Origin of the sequence: Planctomyces sp. SH-PL62 (assembly GCF_001610895.1) — a bacterium.
In the GTDB taxonomy this organism is placed as follows: domain Bacteria; phylum Planctomycetota; class Planctomycetia; order Isosphaerales; family Isosphaeraceae; genus Paludisphaera.
This window is the reverse complement of the sequence record NZ_CP011273.1, coordinates 2,603,881-2,626,749: the sequence shown is the minus strand read 5'-3', so window position 1 is coordinate 2,626,749 and position 22,869 is coordinate 2,603,881. Positions and strand designations below refer to the sequence as shown.

Here is a 22,869-nt window from a genome sequence, read left to right as displayed (position 1 = left end):
CGCCGTCGCGGACGTCCAGCTTCACCAGGGGCAAGGGGCGTCGGGGGGCCCGGCCAGGGGGCGGCCGGTCGCCACGTCGAACGAGCCGACGTGGCAGGGGCAGTGGAGGCGGTCGTGTTCCAGCTCCGGGACGACGGCGCAGGAGAGGTGTGTGCACTTCTGCCCGTACGCCAGGAGCGTGCCGTCGGCCGTGCGCAGGAGGAGGCAAGGGTCGGTGGGGCCGGGGTAGTTGAAGCCGATCGCCCCGCCGAGGGGGATCTCGTCGACGGTCGCGATCCGCTGCGAGGGGGGCGCGCCGCGGCCCCGGACGAGGCTCTTGGCGGCGATCCAGATCTGGCCGACGACGAACGCGAAGCTCGTCAGGACGAGGAACTTCACCGAGTCCCGGCGGGCGATGTAGTTGTCCTGGGGCACGTCGATCGGGAAGTCGAGCCGCCAGGGGGGCTGTTCGCTCTCGGGCCGGGAGTCGGGGAACCGGGTTCCCGGTTCGGGCTGGTCGCCGATCATCAGGATCCTCCCTCTTCATACATGGACGCCAGCAGCGCGTCGAGCGGGACGAAGCCCGCCCCCGGGTCGGGGCCGGCGTGCGCCGACGGGGACGCCCCCCGCCCTCCCCCTTCGATCTCGCCTTCCCCCTCCAGGACCGACAGGACGTCGACGATCTCGGGGGCCCGGTCGCGCGGGACCATCATGTGGACCTTGGTGGTGACTTCCTGCCGACCGAACTGGAATCGGTTCATCGGCTGGGAGCGGGGGCGGAGGTGCTCCATCTGCTCGAAGGTCGAGAAGAAGAGCGCCCCGCTGGGGCAGACGGTGGCGCACATCGGCTTCAGGCCGGCCGACGTCCGGTCGTAGCACATGTCGCACTTCATCATCAATTCGAGGCCCGGGTTGGACTTCGGCACGCCGAAGGGGCAGCCCAGGACGCAGTTGTTGCAGGCGATGCAGCGCGGCTTGCGGGCGCTCTGCACCACGCCGTCGGCCGTCCGCTTGATGGCGTCGGCCGGGCAGACCTCGGCGCAGGTCGGCGAATGGCAGTGCATGCAGACCATCGGCGTGGTCTGGACCGAGTGCGGCCGGTCGATGAAATCCAGGTGGATCATCGACGTCCCCTTGTGCGTGTCGCACTCGGCGCAGGCGTGTACGCAGGCCTGGCAGCCGATGCAACGATTGGGGTCGATGAAGAAAATATGATGGTCCGGAACCATGGCCCCTCCGAGTCGGCTCGGTTGATCATTGCTGGGGTTCGAGTCGGCCTTCGTAATCGGGAGGGGCCGGGGCCCTCGCCACGCGGACCGCGCAGACCTTGTATTCGGGTATCCGGGAGATCGGGTCCTGGGCCGAGATGGTCAGGCGGTTGATGCTCTTGGGCCCCGCCCAGTGGTAGGGGACGAAGACGGTGTCCGGGCGGATCGTGGTCACCACCATCGCCCGCAGGGTGCACGTCCCGCGGCGCGACTCGACGACCGTCCAGTCGCCGTCGGCGACGCCGAGCTCGGCGGCGAGCCTCGGGTGGAGCTCGACCCGGGGCTCGGGGTACTGGTCCACCAGCGGCCCGATCCGTCGCGTCTGGGTCCCGGAGAGGAACTGGCTGACGACCCGGCCGGTGGTGAGCATCAGGGGGAACTCGGCGTCCACGTCCTCGGCGGGGGGCGTGTATTCGGCGGCGTGGAACTTCGCCCTGCCGTCGAGGAAATAGAACGGCCCGGCCCCCTTCGCGATCGGGTTCCACGACCCTTCCTCGAAGAGTCTCGGCGTGCCGGGGTGGTCGTCGCTCGGGCAGGGCCAGAAGACCCCCCCCTGGCGCTCGACCTTCTCATAAGTGACGCCCGAGTAGTCGGCCGTGCCGCCGGCGCTGGCGCGCCGAAGCTCGTCGAGGATCTCGCGGGGCTCCTGGAAGGTGAACCCCCTGGGGCGGCCCAGGGCGGCGGCGACGTCCTGGATGATCTTCCAGTCCTGCCGGGCGTCGCCGGGAGAATCCACCACCTTGTTGATCTTGATGATCCGGCCTTCGACCTGGGTGACGATCCCCTCGTCCTCCTCCTGGAGCGAGCCGGGGAGCACGACGTCGGCGTGGCGGGCGGTCTCGTTGAGGAAGAAGTCGATGGCGACGTAGAAGTCCAGCTTGTCCAGCATCCGGGCGATGAAGTCGCTGTCCGGGAGCGAGATCTTGGGGTTGAAGCAGATCGAGAGCAGGCCCTTGATGCGCCCGCGGTCGACCTCCCGGAAGATCTCGTAGGCGTCGACGCCGGGGCCGGGGAGGGAGTCGGGGTCGACGTCCCAGACCTTGGCGACGAAGGCGCGATGCTCGGGGTCGGAGATGTCGCGGCCGCCGGGGAGCTGGTCGCACTTCTGGCCGTGCTCGCGGCCCCCCTGGCCGTTGGCCTGGCCGGTGATGGTGGCGTAGCCGCACCCTTCGCGGCCGATCCGGCCGGAGGCCAGCACCAGGTTGATCGCCCCCAGCACGTTCTGGACGCCGTGGCTGTGGTGCTCGATCCCCCGCGCGTGCAGCAGGAAGCTGGAGCCGGCCGTCCCCCACATCTCGGCGGCCTGGCGGATGGCGCGCTCGGCGACGCCGGTCACCTCGGCGGTGCGCCGGGGCGTCCATTCGCGGACGTGCTCCGCCGTCTTCTCGAACCCGTTGGTGCGGTCGCGGATGAAGTCGTGGTCGAGCCAGTCGTGCTCGATCATCAGGTGCAGGACGCCGTTGAACAGGGCCACGTCGCGGCCCGGCTTGACGGGGAGGAACAGGTCGCAGGTGCGGGCGATCGGCGTGAGCCGGGGGTCGACGACGATGATCTTCGCGCCGTTCTCGCGGGCCTGCCAGATGTAGTTCGTGGTGATCGGGGCGCACTCGGCGATGTTGGCCCCGCTGACCCAGACCAGGTCGGTCTTGGGGATGTCGGACCAGGGGTTCGCCGCCCGATCGACGCCGAACGCCTTCTTGTTCCCCGCCGCGGCGCTGACCATGCAGAGCCGGCCGTTGTAGTCGATGTTGGCCGTCTTCAGGCAGACCCGGGCGAACTTGCCCATCAGGTACGCCTTCTCGGTCGTCAGGCTCGCCCCGGTGAGCACCGCGAAGGCGTCCGGGCCGTGCTCCTTCTGGATCCGGTCGATCTCGGCGGCCACCCGCGCGATCGCCTCTTCATACCCCATCGGCGCGAAGCCGCCGGGCGCCGTCGGGTCGCGCTTCAGCGCCGTCAGCAGGCGGTCGGGGTGGCTCCCCTGGAGGTAGCGGCGGACCCCCTTGGGGCAGAGCATCCCCTTGCTGAACGGGGCGTCGGCCCAGGGCTCGAAGCCGATGACCTTCTCGTCCTTCACCTTCAACTGGATGCCGCACTGCTGGCCGCAGAAGCAGCAGTGGGTCTTCACCAGGCGGTCCGGCTCGACGCCCGTGTCCAGCCTCGCGCCCGAGGGGTAGCTCCGGTGCGGGCCGTAGACGTCGATGATCTCGAGAGCGTCGAGGGGTGTGCTGGCCATCGGTCCTTTCCTCGCGTCAGTCAGTCCAGGGTGGGGGCGCCGGCGGGACGACCCGCGGCGCCGCCCCAGAGGCGTCCCTGCGCCAGGGCGAACATCCGACGTCGGCACCCCGGGCAGATCCACTGGTAATGTTCGATCCCGGGGATGTCCGACTCGTACTGGAAGCCCAGCCGACGTTCGACGTCCATCAGGTCCTCGACGTGCATCCGGGACGCGTATTCCTCCCCGCAGCGCCGGCACCGCGCCGGCTCGGTCCTCGCGCCTACGTCCTTGTAGAAGCTCACCCCGAGCTGCGCCGGCCGCATGAAGATGTGGAACAGCTTGCCGAAGGGGAGCCACAGGAGCGTGAAGATCACGGTCGCCGCGTGCAGGATCGCCAGGAAGTCGTAGGCGTAGCCCTTCATCCAGGTGTAGCTGGCCGTCAGCATCAGGCCGGTCGCGCTGATCGCGAACAGCAGGATCAGCGGCAGGAAGTCCTCGCCGAACTGCTGCACCGCTGCGGCCCCGTGCTCGCGCATCCGCCGCCGCATCGCCAGCATCACCCCCGCGATCACCAAAAACGAGGCCCACACCAGGGCGTGGAAGACGAGGAAGGCGAAGAACGACTCGACCGGGAACGTCTGCGTCGGGAAGCCGAAGACGTGCGCCTGGTACAGGTCGAACCGCCCCGGCACGGTGGCGAAGTGGACCCAGCCGAACACCAGCGGGAACGTGACCGCCGAAGCGAGCACGCAGCCCCACATGATCAGCATGTGGGCCGCGCCCCGGCCCCAGTTCCGCTTCCAGATGAACCGATTCACCGCGAAGCCGCCGACCAGCCTCGCCGCGAGTTGGGCCAGGTTCCGCCCCATCCATCGGGGCTGGAAGAAGAGCTGCCAGCCCCTCCTCCAGTAGAGGGCCGTCGGCGGACGCTGGAGCCACATCGCGTACCGATAGACGATCCCGAACGCGGCGAACAGCACGGCGAACGTATAGCCGACCAGCGCCGCGTCGAAATGGGCCAGATTCCGCGAGCCCATCACGATCAGGATCGCCAGGATCACGGTCGCCAGCGTCCCGTAGATCGCCGCCTTCACCTTCGCCCCGGACATGGCGCCGCCCTCGGATGGGAGAACGAGAAGGGGCCGATCCTTACGTTCGATCGGCATTCCCGATGTTTCCGTGGTTTTCGTCGTTCCTGTGTCGTCGGAATCGACGGGTTCTATTCTGGACCAGAAGGTCTAGTTTGTCGAGCCGTCTTCGAGGAATCTCAGAGGAAGGGGTGCGGCCCGCGGACTCCCGATCCGTCGAGGTGACGAGCGGTCATGCCGCGAAACGGGCCGCTCGGGCGTTCCGGAGTTCGACAAGCCCTTATGCTGGTCTTGTCGGGATGCCAGGTCAACGGGTTGCACCAGACATTCCGATCTTCTTGCGGACCCGAAGAAAGGCGTCGAAGAGATGGCCGAGAAACCGAGGATTCGGCTCAAGCGGGCTTACGAGGCGCCATCGCAGGAGGACGGCGCGCGGATCCTGGTCGAGCGGCTTTGGCCTCGCGGCGTGACCAAGCAGGACGCGGCGATCGACGCCTGGCCGAAGGAAGTCGCGCCCAGCACCGAGCTCCGCAAGTGGTACGGTCACGACCCGGATCGCTGGGAGGAGTTCCGCGACCGCTACAAGGCGGAACTCGACGCCAAGGGCGAGGTGCTCGACGACCTCCGCAGGCGGGTCGGCGAGGGGCCGGTCACGTTCGTCTACGCCGCCAGGGACGAGGCGCGGAACGGCGCCGTCGTCCTCAAGGACTACCTGGAGCAGCGCCCGCGATCCTGAGCCCGGCCCGCTTCGTCCCCGGCCGGTCCGGGGCAGTCCGCCGGGGATGAAAGATTCAAGATGTGTCGCAAAAATTGTGCTAAAATGAAAGAAGAGGATGAACGCGAGGCGAGATCGGCTGGAACCCTGGGTGTTTCGGCTCGGCGAAAGTTCCTTCCGAGGTCGCGCGATCGCGCGTCGCATTCCGGTTCTCCCCATCGACTCCTGAAGGCCCCTGGCCGGCCTGGCCGATTCGCGTCCTTCGGCCCGACCCGGGGCGGCTCCTGAATACCGGCGCTGGCCATCTCGATGCTCTATTTCATCTGCTGGATGGTCGCCTTGGCGTCTTACGAGCAGAGCGCGGCGGAGCCGACCGATTGGATGGAGCCGCCCGGCTGGACCGGCAATTTCTGGGGCCCGGCCGCGACCCTCGCCCGCACGGACGGGCGACTGCCTCCGCTGCCGACGACCCCGGCGATGGCCCACTGGCGGGACTGGGGGCAGGGGGTCCTTCGCGAGGGGGACGTCGTCTTCCGGATGGGGGATGCGCGGGCCCTTCGCGGCCTATTCCCCCTGAGCCGGTTCATCGCCAAGGCGACGAACAGCGCGTTCTCGCACACCGGGATCGTCGCGATCGAGGACGGCTCGCCCGTGGTCTACGACTCCTCTTCCGCGGGCGTCCAGCGCCAGTCGTTCGAGGTCTGGATGCTCGACTGCTTCGGGTCCCTGGGCGTGAGGCGGCTGAGGCCCGAACATCGACGTCACATCCCCGGCGTACTCGCTTACTGCCGCTGGGCGTTCGAGTCGCAGGTGCCGTTCGACTTCGAGTTCCGCATGGACGACGCCAGCCTGTATTGCCTCGAACTCACCGAGAAGGCCTTCCGTTCGCAGGGCCTGGCCCTCTCGGAAGCGGTCCGCATCGGAGACTGGGAGAACCTGGCCGACTTCCCGCTCACCGCCCTCTGCTTCGTCCGGTTCTCGGGGCTGATCCTGGATCGGCCGATCTCCCTCGACCAGCCCGTCTACGTGCCCGGCAACGAGCGCGAGGGGGTCTGGGCCTCGCCCTTGCTGGAGCAGGTCTTCGGCCCGGAGCCCAGGTGCGAGTGGACGACTCCGGCGCCGCGGGCGGGCGGCGTCAGCTTCCGGGGCGACGTCGAGATGCTGGGCCTCGTCTTCGGCGAACTCCGCCGCTCCTACGCCGAGCTTCCCGCCCGTTGGTCGTCCGAGCGTCTGGCGCCGCGGGTCCTGGCGATTCTCGGCCCGAATTCAGAGGGTGGTGGGCGACGAGAGCCTCGATGAGGAAGCGGGGCCGACCGGCCGTGGCGACGACCGCGGCCGGCCCCACTTCCGACCCTCACTTCGCGTGGCCGTGCGCGGCGGTGGCCGTCTCATAGTGCTTCTTGAGCAGGTCCTCGCCGAAGTCGTCGGCGAAGTCGCGCCAGACGCTGTGGACGTGGTTGGCGTTGTTCTGGGTGTTGTCGTATTCGATCAGGAAGGTCGGACCCTGGATGCGGTAGTAGTGGGGCAGCCCCCGCTCCAGGCCGCCGGCCCAGGCGAAGCCGACCTTGTCGACGCCCGCCTTGAGGATCTTGCCCAGGTCGTCGCCGGCCAGTTCCGGGCGGAGCCGCTCCGCGTAAAGGACGACGATCGAGTTCAGGAGTTCCTTCTGCTCGGCGTTGAGTTCCGGCGTCAGGATCCCGGCCGGATGGATCGGCTCGGCCTTGCGGGCGGCGAGCGAGAGGATGTCACCCGGGGCGACTTCCTGGACGATCGCCTTCTTGCGCTGGGCGTCGTCCAGCGACTTGACGAGCTTCCGCGCCAGCTCCTCTTCCTCGCCCAGGACCCGAAGGCCCTCGCGAGGCCCGGAGCGGACCTCGGCGGGGTTGGTCCCCATGAACGTCGGCCCGCCGGCCACGCCCTGATCGCCGACGATCGTGAAGTTCAGCGCCAGGTGATGGCCCTCGAAGCGCCAGCCCCAGGGCTCCTGGGAGTCGCCCGAATTCGGGTCGCCGAACAGGTTGAAGAAGTAGAGCTCCGGATCGCGGACCGGGCCCTTGCCCTGTTCGAGATCCGCCAGGATCTGCTCCAGGCTGACGATCGTCTCCGCCTTGATGAAGCCGCTCTGGCTCAGGCCGCTGGCGAGCAGGGCCTGCCCCAGCGCCTTTTGCCCGCCGGTCATCTCCTTCAAGGGAAGGCCCTTGCGAGGCCTCGGGACGAAGTGCCAGTCGTGACGGAGCGCGTCCTTGAACTCGAAGCCGATCTTGGATTTCTGCTCGGGCGTGAGCGACGCCCAGAGGTTCCTGGCCGCCGCCGCCATCTCGCGGCCGGCCTTCGCGGTCGACGCTTCGTGCGTGTGGGCCCCCGGGCCGTCGTGGGCCGAGGCGAGGGGCGGACGGCCGTGGATCGCCGCGACCGCGAAGGCGATCGCGATCGCGAAGGAGAGTCTGCTGGCGCGTGGCATCGCGAGGGTTCCTGAGAGGGATGGCTTGTTAAACATTTCAGGAGCCCATGATACCAGCCCTCCGACCGAAAGCATCAAGCTCGCGGTCGACCCGAGGCGAAGTTCCCGGGCCGCCCGACGGCGATCGACCGGGCGGAATCCCTCCCGGCGCGCGAGCGGGGCGCGGCCTGTCTCTGGCCTGCCGGGGCTGTTACCCTTTTTCGATGGCACCGATTCCGAGGGCGGCGTCTCCCGCCCCGACATCCTCTCCGTCCCGTCAGGAGCCCTGATCGTGAAGCTTCGATCGACCTCCCTCGCCTTGATCCTCGCCTTCGGGCTCGCGCCGCAGGCGCTCGCGGAGGGCGAGGCCCGGCCCGTCCGCATGGGGTGCGGCCAGATGACGTTCGACACCGCGCCGGGCTGGGGCCTGGCCCCCGACGGCAAGTCCGCCATCGGGCCGACCCACGGCGGCGTGGCCGTCGGCAAGGACGGCAGCATCTACACGAGCGCCCACGCCGGCGTCTTCGTCTTCTCGCCCGAGGGGGCGGTGATCCGCAGCTTCCTCGACGACCGCCATTCCGACATCCACGACATCAAGATCCGCGAGGAAGACGGCGTCGAGTTCCTCTACGGCGCCCGCAACAACAACGCCGAGGGGATCAAGTTCGACGCCCGCACCGGCGAGATCGTCCTGACCCTGCCGTTCCCGAAAGAGTCGGGGCTGGACCTCAAGGCGTTCAACCCCACGGCGATCACCGTCGCCCCCAACGGCGACATCTTCCTGGCCGACGGCTACGCCAGCGACCACATCTTCAAGTTCGACAAGGCCGGCAAGTACCTGATGCACTTCGGGACCAAGGGGAACGGCCTGAAGGAGTTCAACACCGCCCACGGCATGACCCTGGACACCCGGTATGACCCCCCCCGCCTGCTGATCTGCGACCGCAACCACCAGCCCAAGGGCCGCCTGGTCCACTACGACCTGGACGGGAACTTCATCGAGGAGGTCGTCACCGGCCTGGGGATGCCCACCTCGGCCTGCGTCCAGGGGGAGTTCGTCTCCATCCCGGACCTGCACGGGCGGCTGGTGGTCCTGGACAAGACCAACACCATCATCTCGGTACTGGGCAACAACCCCGACCGCGCCAAGGGGGGGAGCTACAACATCCCCCAGGATCAGTGGATCGAGGGGATCTTCAGCGGCACCCACGGCTCGTCCTGGGACCAGCTCGGAAACCTCTACATCCAGGACTGGAACGTCTCCGGCCGCATCATGAAGCTCGTGCGGGCGAAGTGAAAGCCGGGCGTGGGGCCGTCGCTCGATCGGCCGGGCCCACGCCCACTCCATGCGTCTGATCGCGATGGGAGGTGAGGAACGGGCGGGGATTTCCTGAACTGGGAGGACTGCGAGATGACGGAAGAGGCAAGCAAACTGAGCGAGGACCAGAAGGAGTTCCTCCTGGCGGAGTACTCCGAGGTGAAAAGCGACATCCTCAGCCGGGTCGAACGCATCGAGAACGACATGAGTTACGGCCTGCTGGCGGCCGGGGGCATCTGGGCCTGGGTCCTGGCGTCGGACAATAATCGATATCGGCAAGTTTCGATCCTGATCCCCGCCGCTATCACAGGCTTTCTAGGGATCAAATACCTTTACCACAGCCATGCCTTGAGGACGCTCTCCGAGTACGCAAGAGAGCTTGAGGGACGATTCGACGTGGCTCGGTACGGTCTCGGATTCGAGACGTATCGATTCGCGAGCAAAACTCACCGCTTCGACGGCATGTGGCTCATGCTGGGAGTGTTCTTCTGGCTGGCCTTTGCCGGCGTCAACATCGCGACCGCCGTTTACGTCGACTCACTCGGCGGCGGCCCGTGAATCCGGCTCGGTCCGCCGATCGATGGGCACCGCTGATCGGTCGGGAGCGAGCTTGCCCCAGTCTCGTTCACCGGGGGTCGGCCGGGAACCGGAAGGCGGGGGCGCCGGTGAGGTCGGTGCTGAGGAACGTGGGGCACCAGTAGCGTTCGACGTGCTCGACCACGAGGTCGGTGCCGGCGAAGTGGCCGACGCCGGGAGGGCGCTCGGGATTGTACATGGTGTCGGTCATGTCGCGCATCAGGGCGACCTGCTTGCCGAGGACGGTCAGCTGGCGGATGGCGAACGGCCGCCCCAGGACGCACATGTTGAGGTGGACGCCGCAGAGGATCACGTGGTCGATCCCGCGCTCGGCGAGGAGGTTCCAGGTTTCCTGGCCGTCGTCGGTGATCGCGTCGGCGTCGTCGATGTCGATGGCGGCGGTCTGCCGCGTCCAGGGGGCGGTGATCTCGCACTTCTCCGCGCAGTCGCAGCCCATGTCGGAGTCGTCGATGGGGAGGACCCCTTCGCGGCTGGCGTCGGTCCAGTACCAGGCGGTGCCCCATCGGAGGCTGTCGGCGAGGGGGGCGGGCGTTGGCGAGTGCGGGGCCTTCTGGGCGCGCAGGCGCTGCGGGGAGCCGTCGTAGAAGCCGGTGGTGGTGCTGGGGGCGTGGATGATGAACGCGCCGCGGTCGCGGGCCGCCTTGAGGGTCGCGTTCAGCGGCCCGGCCATCTCCCCCACGCGACGCGCGGCCGACTTGCACCAGTGCTGGTCCCACATGTCGCAGACGATGATCGCCGTCTTCCTCGGCTCCCACGTCGCGGCCGATTCGACCACCGAGACCCGGCCGTCGGCCACGCTCCGCGAGCGGAGGTTGAGCTTGAAGGGCTCGTCGGCCAGGGCGGCGAGCGGCAGGAACGCCAGGAGGCAGGCCGGGACGAGGCGCGAGGCGCGGATTCGCGAGGAAGGCCGGTTCATCGGAGGGTCCTGTCCGGGACGAAGGGGGATCGACGCGTCCCCGCCATGATCGCGGCCCCGACGTCGCGACGGAAGGGGGGATCGCCCGAACGAACCCGGCCCGCCCCGCCCCGCGAGGGGACGGAGCGGGCCGGTTGCGCTCAGGGGCCGCCGGGCGTGGGCCGGACGGTCACTTCTTGGGCGGCATGATCACCGTGTCGATGACGTGGATGACGCCGTTGCTGCACTTGACGTCGGTCTTGACGACCTTGGCGTCGTTCACCTTCACGTCGTCGCCGTCGACCGTGACCTTGATCTCCCCCCCCTGTACGCTCTTGACCGACTTGCCGTCGAGCTTGACGACGTCGGCGGCCATGGCCTTCGAAGGGATGACGTGGTAGGTCAGGATCTGGATCAGCTTGGCCTTGTTCTCAGGCTTCAGCAGCGACTCGACCGTCCCCTCGGGGAGCTTGGCGAACGCCTCGTCCGTGGGGGCCAGGACCGTGAACGGACCGTCGCCCTTGAGGGTGTCGACGAGCCCGGCGGCCTTGACCGCCGCGACCAGCGTCTTGAAATCGCCGGCCCCGACGGCCGTGTCGACGATGTCCTTCTCGGCGGCGAAGGCCGGTACGGCCAGGGCGAAGAGGGCGACCGATGCAAAGAACTTGTTCATAAAATTCCCTTTGAATGGTGTCGAGCGGGACGGGTTGTTCGGAGGAACTATAGAGTTCAGTCGAGACAAGAAAAGGGGGTTTGACGAAAAAGACTGAAATTTCTGTATTAACAAGCATATTGGATACGGATTAACTCTGTTTATTGTATGGATGTCCCTTGCAGAGTTGTGTTTGCGGCGAATTTTGTGGTCGCCGTCCGCGGCGCGCAAGATGCACGGGAGCCGCGCTGGCCGGCCAGTGCGGTGCGGGGAGGGGGACGCCGGAAATCAGTCGCGGTGGGCGAATTCGCCCGAATCCACGCCCCAATCGTCGCCGAAGTAGCCGGCGGCGACGGCGCGCGGAGGCCGGGCGCCGTCGCCGGCGCGGAGGACGGTCAGGTCCGGGAAGCCGACGCCGGAGACGAAGTACGGCGGCGCGGCGCTGAGGCGGAGCCCCGCCGGTCCGGTCCCCGAGACGACGCCGACCGAGGCGACGGCGCTCCCCGGCCGGGGTCGGACGAACAGGCAGGCCAGGTCGTCCCCCCTGATCTCGCGGTCGCCGACCCGGACGACGCCGCGATCGACGCGCACGGGGCCGTCGCCGAGGAGCGGGCCCCAGGCCGCGTGGCTCCCGGCGTGGCCGTAGAGGATCACGCTCCGGTCGCGGAACTCGTCGGCCCGCGCCGGGTCGAGGAAGGCCGCGTCGGAGACGACGTCGACCGAGCCGTTGCCGCGATACCAGAAGACCTCGGCGTCGTATCGCGCGCGGGCCAGCGCCCAGGCCCGTTCCTCGGGAGTCCCCGTCGTCCCGTGGACGAGCACGAAGCGATGGTTGAACGCCTCCTTGAACGGCCCGTCGCGGCGCGGCCCCTTCTGGTCGGGGGGCGTGGGACCGGCCAGGGCCGACCAGGCGCCGTCCGTGGACCGCGCCAGCCGGATCGAGCCCCCCTCGGGGACGACGCCGTTCAGGGCCTGGCCGTCGAGCGTCACATCGAGCGGGCCGGGAGCCGTGGAGACCTCAATCGCCAGCCGGGCGACGTTCTCCGTCGTCCCCTCGATCTGCCGCTTCTCCGGGGCGGACGCCAGGTGGACGGCGCTGGGGGCCAGGGACTTCGCCTGCGACTCGATCGTCGCCCAGGCCGACCGGGCCGAGACGCCCGGGCTCATCGTGACGAAGTCGACCCGTCGGACCTGGTCGATCGGCGGCGACTCATGCTCGCGCAGGAATGCGATCAGGGGAGGCCAGTCGACGCATTCGTTCCCCCACCAGTGGCCCGCGCCGGGGCGTTCGTAGTAGGCGAAGTCGGGATGGAACGCGCCGAGCTGCTCGCGCATGGAGCGGGCCTGGGAGACGGGCACGTTGTCGTCGGCGTCGCCGTGCAGGACGTAGACCCCCCGCCCCGCCACGTTGCGGACGAGCGCCAGGGTGTCGCTGGGGTTCGTCGCGCGGGCGATCAGCTCGTCGACCGGATCGGGGGACTCGGCCCGCGAGGCGCCGGCGTAGCTGAACATGCTGACCCACCCGGCGCTGGGGGCGATCGCGGCGAAGCGGTCGGGGAAGGTCACGCCCAGGTGCCAGGTCCCGTGGCCCCCCATCGAGTGCCCCGTCAGGTACGTCCGCCGGGAGTCGACGCCCAGCTCCGCCGAGGTCTTCTCCAGCACCTCGATCGCGTCCTTGCGGCCCCAGTCCTCCCAGTCGAACCCGTAGGGCCGGCGGTTCGTCGGGGCGACGATGTGCAGGCCGGGCTTGGGCCGGTACGCCGCCGCCTGGCCGATCGCCTCGACCGACGCGCCGTGGAGCGTGAGGATCAGGCCGGGCCGATCGCCCCCGGGCGCGGGTGCGGCCGAGACCCAGCCGTAATACTGGACGCTTCCGTCGATGTCGCTCAGGAAGGTCCGCTTGCGCTCCTGGTCGGGGCGTCGGTTCCTCAGCGGGATCGTCGCCTCGTCGAGCTTCGAGCCGTCGCCGTCGCCGTCGACCAGCCGGATTTCCAGCGGCCGGTCGGCCGCGCCGGGCTTCGGCTCGGCCCGGATCGCGAAGCGGACCTTTCGGATCGCGAGCGGGGGGATCGCGGGGACGGGCGTGCGGACCTCGGGGCCGCCGTCGACCCGCGCGACGATCGCCAGGCCCTCGCGGGGGGCGTCCGAGGCGTTCAGGACGACGACGGCCGCGTCGGCCTCCAGGGCCTCCCCTTCCACGAGGTCGGGCGTCGTGACGTCGCCCGCGTTCAGCTCGGCCGACGCCCGAGGCGGTGCGAGTTTCACCGGGATCGGCCGCCCCCGGCCCCCCAGGAACAGGATCGGGTTCGACCCTTTGCGGAGCTTGATCGGGAGGCGGACGTACCCCGTGGCGTACGGGTCGCCCACGCGGGGCTCGTCGCCGACGTAGGCCGCGCCGTGGCCGGAGGCCTCCAGGATCATCACCCGGTCCTCGGGGGATTCGGCGTCGACCGCGAGGTATGACCCTGGCGGGGCGTGGAAGCCGTCGTCCTGCGACGGGATCGGCTCCCACTTGCGGTCGCGGCCCTCGCCGAAGTCCATCGCTTCGCCGGCCTTCGGCGGGGTCCACGTCCCGGCGACGATCCGAGCGACGACCGGGTCGGCGGGGATCGCCTCGCGACGGCCGCGACGCCCGCCGGGGAGCACGAGGCCCTCGCGGAGGACGAGGGGCTCGGCGGGGGTCGCCGTCGCGGTGATCAGCAGCAGCAGGAGCACCGTCGCGAATCGTCGGCGGAGCATGGGGCGACTCCTCGATCAGTCAATCAATCGGGAAGGGGCTGTCCGCGGGTCTCGGGGGCGAAGGGGACGACGATCAGCCCGAGGACGTAGATGGACGACATGATGAGCGCCGCGCGGGAGTATCCGCCGGCGCCGAGCGCCAGGCGTCCCAGCAGGACCGGCCCGGCGGCGGTGAGGTATCGGGCCATGTTGTAGCAGAAGCCCATGCCGGTCGTCCGCAGTCGGGTCGGGTAAAGTTCAGGGAGGTAGACGACGATCACGCCGAAGATCCCGCAGGTGCAGAAGCCCAGCAGCGGCAGCATCCAGTAGACGTCCGGGCCCTTGGAGAGGCCGAGGAAGACGAGCCAGACCGACGCCAGGGCCATCGCGTAGGCCGTCGCGAACGCGCGTCGGCGTCCGAAGCGGATCGCGATCCAGGTGCAGAACGGCGCGCCGAAGAGCGAGCCGACGTCTTGCAGGAGCGTCCCCCAGCCGACGTAGCCGTCGGCCTCGGCCTTCCACCCGGCGAGCCGGGGCGCGGGGTCGGCCTGCTCCCGCGAGGCCCACTCGTGGGCCAGCTGGTCGACGTTCGAGGCCGCGGCGATCGCCGAGGCGTCCCAGCCCCGGTCGCGGAACTCGGCCAGGACTTCGGTCCGACGCTCCTGGAACAGGGCGTCGCGGACCAGCTCGGGCGTGTAGAGGCCGATGCTCCAGAGGCCGACCTGTCCGACCATCCCCAGGGTCATGCCGATCAGGGTGCGGCGCCGGAGGACCGGGTCGGCGAAGATCTCCCGGACGTCCCCCATCTTACGGCCGGGCCGGGGGTCGCGGCGGGCCTCGTCGCGGGCGCGGAGCCAGCGGTCGGGCTCGGGGACCCGGAGGCGGAGCAGGACCAACAGGACGCTGGGGAACACGCCGAAGAAGAAGAGGAGGCGCCATCCCGCATAGCCGCCGACGCGCGACTGCGGGCCGATCAGCACGCTCAGCCCCGAGCCGATCATCGCGCCGATCGACGAGGCCGCCTGGACCATGCCCAGCGCCAGCGCCCGCCACCGCGTCGGCATGGCCTCGGCGACCAAGGCGACGCCCGCGGCGTACTCGCCGCCGATGCCCATGCCGCAGAGGAAGCGATAAGCGGCGAACTCCGGCCAGGACTGAGCCAGGCCCGAGAGGCCGGTGAACACGGAGTACATCAGGATCGTCAGCCCCATCGTCCGCACCCGGCCGTAGCGGTCGCCGATCAGGCCGAAGACGAGGCCGCCGGTGGCCCAGCCGGCGATGAACAGCGCCGTGGCCCAGCCGGCGAGCGTCGGCAGGTCGGCGGGGGCGGTCGCCGGCGAGAGGTCGCGGAGGGCGGGCGTCCGCGCCAGGATGAACAGGCGCTGGTCCATGGCGTCGAACAGCCAGCCGAGCGCGGCGGCGGCCAGGATCCACCAGTGGGCCGAGGAGAGGCCGAGCCCTCCCGACGGGGCCGCCTCCGGCGATTCGGGAGAGGTCGTCGAGCCCATGTCAGTCGGCGAGCCTCCGGTAGCCGCCGGCGAAGTAGAGCAGCGGATCGCCCTCCTCCTCCTGGACCGATCCGCCGACGACCTCGCCGACGAAGATCTCGTGGTCGCCGCCGGGGAGGACGTCGTACAGCCGGCAGTCCAGATAGGCGAGGCCGCCGGCGATGATCGGCGCGTCGGTGGCGTCGGTGGTCAGGTCCAGGCCGAGGAAATCCTTGGGGCCGGGCCGGGCGAACCGCCGGGAGATCTCCTCCTGGTCGACCCGCAGGATGTTGACGGCGAAGCAGCGGTTGGCCTTGATGAACTCCAGGCTGTGCGCCCGCCTGTCCACCGCGACCAGGATCAGCGGCGGGTCGAGCGAGAGCGAGGTCACGGCGTTGGCCGTCAGCCCGTGGAGGCCCATCGAGCCGCCGGTCGTCACCACGGTCACCCCGGTCGCGAACCGCCCCATCACCTTGCGCTGGATCAACGCGTCGATCGCCATGTTCGGTCTCCGACTCCCTCATGCATCCGCCGCCGCGCCGCCCAGGAAGGGGCGATCCGCCCGGCGTCCCATTCTACTACGATCGCCGAGGATTCCGACCCCGCGGTGTAAGCTCGATCCGCCGTCGACGTATCTGTGGAGTAAGGCTGGGGGGGAGGCCCCGCGACGTTTCCGAAAAGGAACGGCGGATTCCGGTTTTTTCGTGCCGCACGCAATGATTGTTGGTAACTTGTCGGCTGGATCAGCACGTCGTACCAAGGGAATGCGTCGGACCTTCTCCTGTTACAGCCGGACCTATACCATGGCCAGCACTGAAGCAGACACGAGGGCCTCGATCATCGAGGGCGTTCGGGATCAAGAGCCGGACCGCTGGCGGGAATTCTACGAGATCTACAAGCCCATGCTGCTGGCGTACTTCCGCAAGCAGGGGCTCCCCGAGGGGGACGCGTCGGATCTCGTCCAGGAGGTCTTCCTCAAGCTGCTCAAGAAGATCCAGACCTACGACCGCTCCCGGACGCGGTTCCGGACTTGGCTGTTCACGGTCGCTCGCCACACCCTGATCGACCAGGCGCGGCGGCGGAACTCGCAGAAGAAGGCGCTCGACGGTTGGGTGAGCCAGGTGCTGGCGACCCGTGAGGACGAAGAGGAACGGCAGCGCCGGGAGTTCGAGTACAGCCACCATCGGCGGATCCTCCAGTTCGCCTTCGCGGAGGTCCGGCGGCGGAAGTCGGAGCGGGTCTGGGCCTGCTTCGAACTCTCGGTGGTCCACGGCCGCACCGGCGCCCAGGTGGCCGAGGAGCTGGGACTGAAGACGGATGCCGTCTATGTCAATTCGTGGCGGGTGCTCCAGGACGTCAAGGAACTATGCCGGCGCTACGACGAGGAGCTCAAACATGACCCGGACGATCGCCTGCCCTGAGAACTGCGATCTCTTGGCCTGCGCCGCCGGGGACGACTCGTCCCCGGGCGTGCGCTCCCACGTCGAGGCTTGCCCTCGCTGCCGCCGCGCCGTCCAGCGGCTCAGGCGCGAGATCAGCTACATCCGATCCGCCCTCGCGCCCGACCTCCGGCCCGCCTCCACGGCTCTCGTCTTGCGGACGGGGACTTCGGGGGTCTGAGCCCGAACCGATCCCCGACGGCGCAGGTTGCTCGGCGGGCGAGGGAAGGACCCCGCGCCGATCTTGACCGTCGGCGCCAGGGGCGTCGCGTCGACGAAGGACGCGGCGATGCAGTCGGCGTCGTCGGCCGGCGCAACATCTCGGAGTCCGCGTCGACGTCGGAAAGGGCGCAGGCCCTCCCGATCGAGAACGCGTCGCCGATCCGTGGCCGGACCGGACGATCTCCCTCGAAATCCGGTCGCGAAGGCCCAAGGACGGCAAAAAAAATTCGGGACGGGGGCGATGGATTCGCCCCCGTCCTGATTCTCAAGACTCGGCGTTCTCACATCCGAGAGGTCGAGATCTGGTTCTCGCGACGCCCTCCGAACGCATCAGGGGAGCGGCGCGGCGGAGATGAGAATCGCCGTGGACATCCCGTTCCCGAAGCTGATCGATGTCCCGATCAGCGCCATCGCAGTGGTGTTGGCGAGGTAGACCTTGACGACGTCGCCAGGGAGGAAGCCGCCGACCACGCCGTTCAACGAGACATTGTATGAGCCTACGTTGGTGAGAGCCACGATCGTCTGGATGCCGTTGGGTACCGCCTCAACGACGCCGTTGACCTCGACGACGAACGCCAGCTCGAGACTCACCGAAGGGGCAACGCCCGAAAGCGTAATGTTGTTGAGGTCGCCGATGACGAAAATCTTGTCGTCGGTCGAAGTGATCGTGAAACCGGGGCCTGCGGCAGCTGCCCCGTCCACGGGGGTATAGACCGCCACTATCCCCGTATAAACCGCACCCGAGGTCGCTGAGAAGACGACGTTGCTGGGATCGATCCCGCTTGCCCCGGTGGCGCCCGTGGCCCCGGTGGCGCCCGTGGCTCCGGTGTCCCCGACGTCTCCGGTGGCCCCGGTGGCGCCCGTCGCTCCGGTGGCGCCCGTGGCTCCGGTGTCCCCGGTGGCTCCCGTGGCTCCCGTGGCCCCGGTGGCCCCGGTGGCCCCGGTGGCCCCGACGTCCCCGATGGCTCCGGTGGCTCCCGTGGCTCCCGTGGCCCCGGTGGCGCCCGTGGCCCCATCAATCCCAGTGGCTCCGGTGGCTCCGGTGGCTCCGGTGGCACCCGCACCGGTCTCGCCCGTTGCCCCGGTGGCCCCGGTGGCGCCCGTGGCTCCGATCGGGCCGGCGGCCCCGGTGGCCCCGGTCTCTCCCGCGCCGGTGGCCCCGGTGGCGCCCGTCGCCCCGTTCAGGCCGTCGACGCCCGGATCACCCTGGGCACCCGTGGCCCCGGTCGCCCCGTCGGTCCCGTTGGCGCCGGTGGCGCCGGTGGCGCCGGTTTCGCCCTGGGGGCCGGGGACGTTCATGTACGACAGGCCGACCGGCTGGAGCCGGCCGGTCCCGCCGAGGCGGGTCGAGCCGGCCCGCGTGTAGGTGACGAATCGCGCGGCGCCGCTGGCGAAGAGGTCGGCGGGCACGCCGCCCGGGGTGGCGGCGCCCAGCGAGACGTTGAACGTCCGGCGGCTGACCGCCACCGTCTGCGTCTCCTCGAACAGGACCGTGGTCCGGTTGCGGTCGTAGACCCGGAAGGTCAGCGTCACCTCGCCGTTGGCCACGCCGGCGATCCGGCCCCGGAACGCCACGACCGGGACGCCCGAGGCGGGCGGCGTCGCCGACAGGGCGGCCGTCTCGACGCCGGGCTGGGCCTGCAACAGCTTGCCGAACTGTTGATGGCGAGCCATCCACGGCCGGACCTCGGCCGCGTTCATCGCCGCGTCGGCGAGCGGGTTCGAGGCGTTCAGCATCGAACGCTGTTCGAGGATGTCCTGGAAGTTCGCACGATACTTGACGCTGGGCCGCTTCTTCATCGTGTGGGTTCTCAAGTGCGCGGATGCGGAGTTTCGGGGGGCCGGTCCATCAGGCCGGATCAACTGTTGAGAACCTTAGAACGTCGGGCGACGATGTCTGACGGCGAAGCGGCCGAATGGGCGGTTTTCGTCGATCGGCCCGGCGGAGACGGGAAATCTCGCGGATCGGTCCTGATCGGCGCGGGGCCGTCGTATGATCATGTCCGGCATGGAAACGCGTCCGCGCGGGCTGGCGAAGGGTCGGGCGAGGCGAGGCGAGGCTTGAGGATCGGAACGGAGAGGCTGATGAACGCGCGAGAATCGACCATCTGTCTCGGGATGATCGTGAAGGACGAGGCCCCGGTGATCCGTCGCTGCCTGGAGTCGGTCCGGCCCTTCATCGATACCTGGGTGATCGCCGACACCGGATCGACCGACGGCACCCAGGATCTGATCCGGGACGCGCTCGGCGGCCTCCCCGGCACGCTCCTCCAGCGCCCCTGGGTCGACTTCGCCCACAATCGCAACGAGGTGCTCGACGCGGCCCGCGACCGTGCGGCGTACACCTTCACCATCGACGCCGACGAGACCCTGGCGTTCGACGACGGCTTCGAGCGGCCGAAGCTCGAGGCCGACTCCTACGACGTGACCGTCCACTACGGCTCGACCTGCTACCACCGCAAGCAGCTCGTCCGCGGCGCCCTGCCGTGGAAGTACCGGGGCGTGCTCCACGAGTACCTGACCTGCCCCGAGGCCCGCACCGAGGCCCACCTGCCCGGCCTCCGCACGATCGTCACCCACGACGGCGCCCGCGCGCACGATCCCCTGACCTATCGCCGCGACGCCCTCCTGCTGGAGAAGGCGCTGGTCGACGAGCCGGCCAACGAGCGGTACGTCTTCTATCTCGCCCAGAGCTATCGCGACGCCGGCGAGCTGGACCTGGCCATCCGGAACTACCGGCGTCGGCTGGCGATGGGCGGGTGGTCCGAGGAGGTCTGGTACGCCCTCTTCCAGATCGCCGTCCTCCGGGAGCGCCGGGGCGACGCCTGGCCCGAGGTCCTGGCGGATTACCTGACCGCCTTCGAGCATTCGCCCGACCGCGCCGAGCCCCTGTACAAGGCCGGCATGCACCACCAGGCCGCCCGCGAGTTCCACACGGCCCAGCTGTTCTTCCGACGCGCCCTGGACGTCCCCCGCCCCGATCCCCGGCGGCTGTTCGTCTGGCGGACGGTCTATGACTACCTGCTGGAGCTGGAGTACGGCGTCTCGCTGTATTACACCGGAGGCCACGCCGAGGCGATCGCCGTCGCCGACCGCCTCCTGACGCGCGGGAACCTCCCGCCCGATCTTGCGAAGCAGGTCGCCGTCAACCGCCGCCTCAGCGTCGAGAAGCTTCCCGCCGTTCGCGTCTGAGGCGCCGCGGTCTCGACCTTACGCCCCCGCCGCCTGCGGGTGAGGCTCGTCGGCGCGTCCCTCGGCCTCGACGACCCGGCGCGGGTCGATCAGCAGCCAGAAGACCAGGCCGACGAGGGCCACGCCGACGTAGATCCAGAAGCCGGGGTCCCACTGGGCGCGGCCGGTGCGGCCGGACTCCTTCATCGCGTCGACGAACCAGCCCAGGAACGAGGGGGAGACGATCCCCCCCACGTTGCCGATCATGTTCATGAGTCCGAACAACGCCCCGACGTGCCGGCCGCTGACCTGGGTGGCGGCGGCCCACCAGGCGGGGACCTGGATCTGCACCCCGAAGAGCGCCAGCGCCACCAGCAGGGCCGAGGCCGTCGGCGAGTCGACCGAGAGGCTCCCGGCCAGCGCCCCGGCCGCGACCGCCGCGCCCAGGACGCACTGGAGCGTCCGCCCCCAGCGCATCCCGGCGGGGCCGTTCGAGAGGCGGTCGGTCAGCCAGCCGCCGAGCAGGCAGCCGACGGCCCCCGCGCCCAGCACCAGGCTGGCGAGGTTCGCCGAGTCCCCCGTCGAGACCCCGCGCGCCTGCTGGAGATACTTGGGATACCACGAGATCAAGAGGTTGTAGATCGCCGCCATCGTGATCATGGCCCCGCCCAGCAGCCAGACGTCGGGCGAGCGGAAGACCAGGGGCCAGGGGATCGGCGCGTGGGTGTTCGACACGTCCTCCCCCCCCCTCCCCTCGGTGATCAGTCGGCGCTCGGCCTCGTTCGCCGCCGGGTGGGAGTCGGGGTCGTCGCGGAACCAGAGGTAGAAGGCCGCCGCCCACGCCAGGCCGACCAGGCCGAAGGCCCAGAACGTCCCCCGCCAGCCGAGGACGTCGATCAGCCGCTGGCTGACCATCGGCGCGAAGGTCCCTCCCAGCATCATCGAGGTCGCCACGATCCCCTGCGCCCGGCCCCGATCCGAGTCCGAGAACCAGACCCGCAGCACCCGGGCCGAGTTCGGCAAGGCCCCCGCCTCCCCCGCGCCGAACAGGAACCGGATCGCCAGCAGGCTCATGAGCCCCCCGGCCGCCCCCGTCAGCATCGTGAACACCGACCACCAGACCACGATCCGCGTCAGCACCCCGCGCGAGCCGTAGCGGTCGCCCCAGCGTCCCGTCGGGATCTCGAACAGCACGTACGACAGGCTGAACGCCGAGAACACCCACCCCATCCTCGTATCCGAGATCCCCAACTCCCGCTGGATCGCAGGAGCCGCCTGCCCGATGCAGACCCGGTCCAGATACAGGACGAACGTCATCGCCGCCAGGAAGGCCAGCACCCCATACCGGACTCGCGTCGTGGCCTCGGAAGTTTCCGTCATCGGATCAGAGGCTCCGCGGGAAGGATTCGCATCAAGGAATGCCGACGATTTCTCGCCTCCCCCCCTGGTGGGGGAAGGCGGCCGAAGGCCGGAAGAGGGGGGCCGTCATCGCGGACGGACCGATGATGCGACGGCTTTCACGCTCGCCGCCCGCTCATCCGGTCGTCGGACTCGCGCCTTCCCCCGCGAAGGGGGAAGGGGTCGCGAGCGCGGCCTTTGCGATCATGTCGTCCGGCTCGGATCACTTGCCGCGGGAGGCGACCTCGGCGCGGGCCTTGGCGACGACGCTCTCGATCGTCACCGGGCGGCCGTCCTGACGCTTGCTCTCGTCGGCGGCTTCCATGAAGGCGAAGATCTCCAGCGTCTCCTCGGGGGAGACGGGGGCCTGGCCGGTCTTGAAGAACTTGACGATCTCGACGACCAGCGGCTGATAGCCGACGTAGCCGCCGCTCTGGCCGATGCCCTTGGCCCCGAAGACCGTGGCCCCGAAGTCGTGCGGGGCGCCGTCGCGGATGCCGCGGAAGGTGCCGATCCGGCCCCCTTTCCAGACGCCGACGGCCACGTCGGAGCCGGGCGTGGAGGTTCGCGAGACGGCCTCGCAGCCGGTCCCCATGATGGTGAAGAGGGTCTCGACGCCGTGGACGCCGTACCAGAACAGGTCGGGGTGGTGCTCCTCGAGCTCGCAGGGGCTGTAGGCGTCGCAGCCGGCCACCGCGCCGAGCTTGCCCTCGCGCATCGCGGCGATGCCGGGGGCGAACCGCAGGGCCGAGCTGGAGAAGACCGGCGTCCCCGTCTCCTTCGCCATGTCATAGATCGCGATCGCGTCGGCCACGCTGCCGGCGACCGGCTTGTCGATGAAGACCGGCTTACGGGCCTTGAAGACCGGCCTGGCCTGCTCCAGGTGGGGGCGGCCGTCGACGCTCTCCAGCAGGACCACGTCGACCTTCTCCAGCAGGGCCTCGATCGAGTCGACCAGCTCGACTCCGTAGGTCTCCGTCAGCGTCTTGGTGTATTCCGGCACCCGGTCGCGGCTGGACGGGATGTCCTGGCTCCCTCCGGCGAAGGCCGCGACGACGCGGACGCCGGCGACCTCGGGGGGGGCCTTGGGGTCGTTCAACAGCTTGGTGAAGGCCACCGTGTGCGAGGTGTCGAGCCCGATGATCCCCGCACGCAGCGGCTTCTCCGCCGGGGCGGCCTCCTGCGCGACCGACGCCGTCGCGAGGAGGTACGAGAGGGACAGGGCGACCGACGAGGCGATCCGAACGTTCATGGTGCTTCCTTTGGG

At 69.5% G+C, this 22,869-nt stretch carries 20 protein-coding genes; 7 read left to right on the top strand and 13 right to left on the bottom strand.

All coding sequences use genetic code 11. The annotated features are described in order from the left end of the window. Positions 1-21 precede the first annotated feature (21 nt). From VT85_RS10140 to VT85_RS10125, 4 genes are read right to left on the bottom strand one after another with little or no spacing between them, the layout of a single operon-like run. Positions 22-507, bottom strand: a complete 486-nt coding sequence (locus tag VT85_RS10140; RefSeq protein ID WP_068414192.1) for a Rieske (2Fe-2S) protein — start codon at positions 505-507, stop codon at positions 22-24. Continuing rightward, positions 507-1,208 carry a 4Fe-4S dicluster domain-containing protein gene (locus tag VT85_RS10135; RefSeq protein WP_082858499.1) on the bottom strand — a complete coding sequence of 234 codons (702 nt, stop codon included), beginning with the start codon at positions 1,206-1,208 and terminating at the stop codon, positions 507-509. Before VT85_RS10135 ends, VT85_RS10140 begins: the two co-directional genes overlap by 1 nt. A 25-nt stretch (positions 1,209-1,233) precedes the next feature. After that, complete coding sequence (locus VT85_RS10130; RefSeq protein ID WP_068414191.1) at positions 1,234-3,480, bottom strand: molybdopterin oxidoreductase family protein; 2,247 nt, start codon at positions 3,478-3,480, stop codon at positions 1,234-1,236. 20 nt (positions 3,481-3,500) lie between these two features. Continuing rightward, positions 3,501-4,571 carry an MFS transporter gene (locus tag VT85_RS10125; RefSeq protein ID WP_156512784.1) on the bottom strand — a complete coding sequence of 357 codons (1,071 nt, stop codon included), beginning with the start codon at positions 4,569-4,571 and terminating at the stop codon, positions 3,501-3,503. Between the two features lie 346 nt (positions 4,572-4,917). Between VT85_RS10125 and VT85_RS10120 the strand changes: the two genes are divergently transcribed. Next, positions 4,918-5,286, top strand: a complete 369-nt coding sequence (locus VT85_RS10120) for a DUF488 domain-containing protein (RefSeq protein ID WP_068414186.1) — start codon at positions 4,918-4,920, stop codon at positions 5,284-5,286. Positions 5,287-5,574: 288 nt separating this feature from the next. Then, on the top strand, positions 5,575-6,564 hold the full coding sequence (locus VT85_RS10115) for a YiiX/YebB-like N1pC/P60 family cysteine hydrolase (RefSeq protein ID WP_156512783.1): 990 nt from the start codon (positions 5,575-5,577) through the stop codon (positions 6,562-6,564). Between the two features lie 55 nt (positions 6,565-6,619). Here VT85_RS10115 and VT85_RS10110 read toward each other — a convergent pair whose 3' ends face one another. Continuing rightward, entirely contained in the window at positions 6,620-7,726 is a 1,107-nt protein-coding gene (locus VT85_RS10110) for a DUF3500 domain-containing protein (RefSeq protein ID WP_082858498.1), read from the bottom strand. A gap of 271 nt (positions 7,727-7,997) precedes the next feature. Here VT85_RS10110 and VT85_RS10105 point away from each other — a divergent pair, with 271 nt between their 5' ends. Next, positions 7,998-9,002: a 6-bladed beta-propeller gene (locus VT85_RS10105; protein WP_068414184.1), complete on the top strand. Its 1,005-nt coding sequence runs from the start codon at positions 7,998-8,000 to the stop codon at positions 9,000-9,002. A 114-nt stretch (positions 9,003-9,116) separates the two neighbouring features. Continuing rightward, positions 9,117-9,581 (top strand): hypothetical protein, encoded by a 465-nt coding sequence (locus tag VT85_RS10100; protein ID WP_068414178.1) that lies wholly within the window; start codon positions 9,117-9,119, stop codon positions 9,579-9,581. Positions 9,582-9,648: 67 nt separating this feature from the next. Here VT85_RS10100 and VT85_RS10095 read toward each other — a convergent pair whose 3' ends face one another. From VT85_RS10095 to VT85_RS10075, 5 genes are all read right to left on the bottom strand, one after another. Beyond that, on the bottom strand, positions 9,649-10,536 hold the full coding sequence (locus VT85_RS10095) for an isochorismatase family protein (RefSeq protein WP_068414176.1): 888 nt from the start codon (positions 10,534-10,536) through the stop codon (positions 9,649-9,651). Positions 10,537-10,705: 169 nt separating this feature from the next. After that, the gene (locus VT85_RS10090; protein WP_068414173.1) at positions 10,706-11,188 is read right to left on the bottom strand and encodes a fasciclin domain-containing protein; all 483 of its coding nucleotides are present in this window, start codon (positions 11,186-11,188) and stop codon (positions 10,706-10,708) included. A 267-nt stretch (positions 11,189-11,455) separates the two neighbouring features. Continuing rightward, the gene (locus tag VT85_RS10085) at positions 11,456-13,906 is read right to left on the bottom strand and encodes a prolyl oligopeptidase family serine peptidase (RefSeq protein ID WP_068414170.1); all 2,451 of its coding nucleotides are present in this window, start codon (positions 13,904-13,906) and stop codon (positions 11,456-11,458) included. A gap of 23 nt (positions 13,907-13,929) precedes the next feature. Next, positions 13,930-15,393 (bottom strand): MFS transporter, encoded by a 1,464-nt coding sequence (locus tag VT85_RS10080; protein ID WP_068414167.1) that lies wholly within the window; start codon positions 15,391-15,393, stop codon positions 13,930-13,932. 1 nt (position 15,394) lies between these two features. Further along, positions 15,395-15,874, bottom strand: coding sequence for a flavin reductase family protein (locus VT85_RS10075; RefSeq protein WP_068414165.1), 480 nt, complete (start codon positions 15,872-15,874; stop codon positions 15,395-15,397). Between the two features lie 301 nt (positions 15,875-16,175). On the opposite strand from VT85_RS10075, the gene VT85_RS10070 reads away from it, so the two are divergent. Beyond that, complete coding sequence (locus VT85_RS10070; protein ID WP_197491197.1) at positions 16,176-16,793, top strand: RNA polymerase sigma factor; 618 nt, start codon at positions 16,176-16,178, stop codon at positions 16,791-16,793. Then, complete coding sequence (locus tag VT85_RS10065) at positions 16,768-16,992, top strand: hypothetical protein (protein ID WP_068414159.1); 225 nt, start codon at positions 16,768-16,770, stop codon at positions 16,990-16,992. The genes VT85_RS10070 and VT85_RS10065 overlap by 26 nt, the downstream gene beginning before the upstream one ends. A 371-nt stretch (positions 16,993-17,363) precedes the next feature. On the opposite strand, the gene VT85_RS29850 is transcribed toward VT85_RS10065, so the two are convergent. Continuing rightward, positions 17,364-18,833 (bottom strand): collagen-like protein, encoded by a 1,470-nt coding sequence (locus VT85_RS29850; RefSeq protein ID WP_197491196.1) that lies wholly within the window; start codon positions 18,831-18,833, stop codon positions 17,364-17,366. A 285-nt stretch (positions 18,834-19,118) separates the two neighbouring features. Between VT85_RS29850 and VT85_RS10055 the strand changes: the two genes are divergently transcribed. Further along, the gene (locus VT85_RS10055; protein WP_068414156.1) at positions 19,119-20,225 is read left to right on the top strand and encodes a glycosyltransferase; all 1,107 of its coding nucleotides are present in this window, start codon (positions 19,119-19,121) and stop codon (positions 20,223-20,225) included. Positions 20,226-20,243: 18 nt separating this feature from the next. Here the strand turns inward: VT85_RS10055 and VT85_RS10050 are convergent, their stop codons facing one another. Together VT85_RS10050 and VT85_RS10045 are read right to left on the bottom strand one after the other, a co-directional pair. Then, positions 20,244-21,584, bottom strand: coding sequence for an MFS transporter (locus VT85_RS10050; RefSeq protein WP_082858496.1), 1,341 nt, complete (start codon positions 21,582-21,584; stop codon positions 20,244-20,246). A gap of 241 nt (positions 21,585-21,825) precedes the next feature. After that, positions 21,826-22,854 (bottom strand): Gfo/Idh/MocA family protein, encoded by a 1,029-nt coding sequence (locus VT85_RS10045; protein WP_068414151.1) that lies wholly within the window; start codon positions 22,852-22,854, stop codon positions 21,826-21,828. Positions 22,855-22,869 lie beyond the last annotated feature (15 nt).

Coding starts and splice junctions, on each gene's coding strand:
- VT85_RS10090 (WP_068414173.1), bottom strand. CDS start 11,188: ATGAACAAGTTCTTTGCATCGGTCGCCCTCTTCGCCCTGGCCGTACCG.
- VT85_RS10125 (WP_156512784.1), bottom strand. CDS start 4,571: ATGTCCGGGGCGAAGGTGAAGGCGGCGATCTACGGGACGCTGGCGACC.
- VT85_RS29850 (WP_197491196.1), bottom strand. CDS start 18,833: ATGAAGAAGCGGCCCAGCGTCAAGTATCGTGCGAACTTCCAGGACATC.
- VT85_RS10095 (WP_068414176.1), bottom strand. CDS start 10,536: ATGAACCGGCCTTCCTCGCGAATCCGCGCCTCGCGCCTCGTCCCGGCC.
- VT85_RS10120 (WP_068414186.1), top strand. CDS start 4,918: ATGGCCGAGAAACCGAGGATTCGGCTCAAGCGGGCTTACGAGGCGCCA.
- VT85_RS10085 (WP_068414170.1), bottom strand. CDS start 13,906: ATGCTCCGCCGACGATTCGCGACGGTGCTCCTGCTGCTGCTGATCACC.
- VT85_RS10075 (WP_068414165.1), bottom strand. CDS start 15,874: ATGGCGATCGACGCGTTGATCCAGCGCAAGGTGATGGGGCGGTTCGCG.
- VT85_RS10100 (WP_068414178.1), top strand. CDS start 9,117: ATGACGGAAGAGGCAAGCAAACTGAGCGAGGACCAGAAGGAGTTCCTC.
- VT85_RS10110 (WP_082858498.1), bottom strand. CDS start 7,726: ATGCCACGCGCCAGCAGACTCTCCTTCGCGATCGCGATCGCCTTCGCG.
- VT85_RS10050 (WP_082858496.1), bottom strand. CDS start 21,584: ATGACGGAAACTTCCGAGGCCACGACGCGAGTCCGGTATGGGGTGCTG.
- VT85_RS10065 (WP_068414159.1), top strand. CDS start 16,768: ATGACCCGGACGATCGCCTGCCCTGAGAACTGCGATCTCTTGGCCTGC.
- VT85_RS10045 (WP_068414151.1), bottom strand. CDS start 22,854: ATGAACGTTCGGATCGCCTCGTCGGTCGCCCTGTCCCTCTCGTACCTC.
- VT85_RS10070 (WP_197491197.1), top strand. CDS start 16,176: ATGGCCAGCACTGAAGCAGACACGAGGGCCTCGATCATCGAGGGCGTT.
- VT85_RS10115 (WP_156512783.1), top strand. CDS start 5,575: ATGCTCTATTTCATCTGCTGGATGGTCGCCTTGGCGTCTTACGAGCAG.
- VT85_RS10055 (WP_068414156.1), top strand. CDS start 19,119: ATGAACGCGCGAGAATCGACCATCTGTCTCGGGATGATCGTGAAGGAC.
- VT85_RS10080 (WP_068414167.1), bottom strand. CDS start 15,393: ATGGGCTCGACGACCTCTCCCGAATCGCCGGAGGCGGCCCCGTCGGGA.
- VT85_RS10140 (WP_068414192.1), bottom strand. CDS start 507: ATGATCGGCGACCAGCCCGAACCGGGAACCCGGTTCCCCGACTCCCGG.
- VT85_RS10135 (WP_082858499.1), bottom strand. CDS start 1,208: ATGGTTCCGGACCATCATATTTTCTTCATCGACCCCAATCGTTGCATC.
- VT85_RS10130 (WP_068414191.1), bottom strand. CDS start 3,480: ATGGCCAGCACACCCCTCGACGCTCTCGAGATCATCGACGTCTACGGC.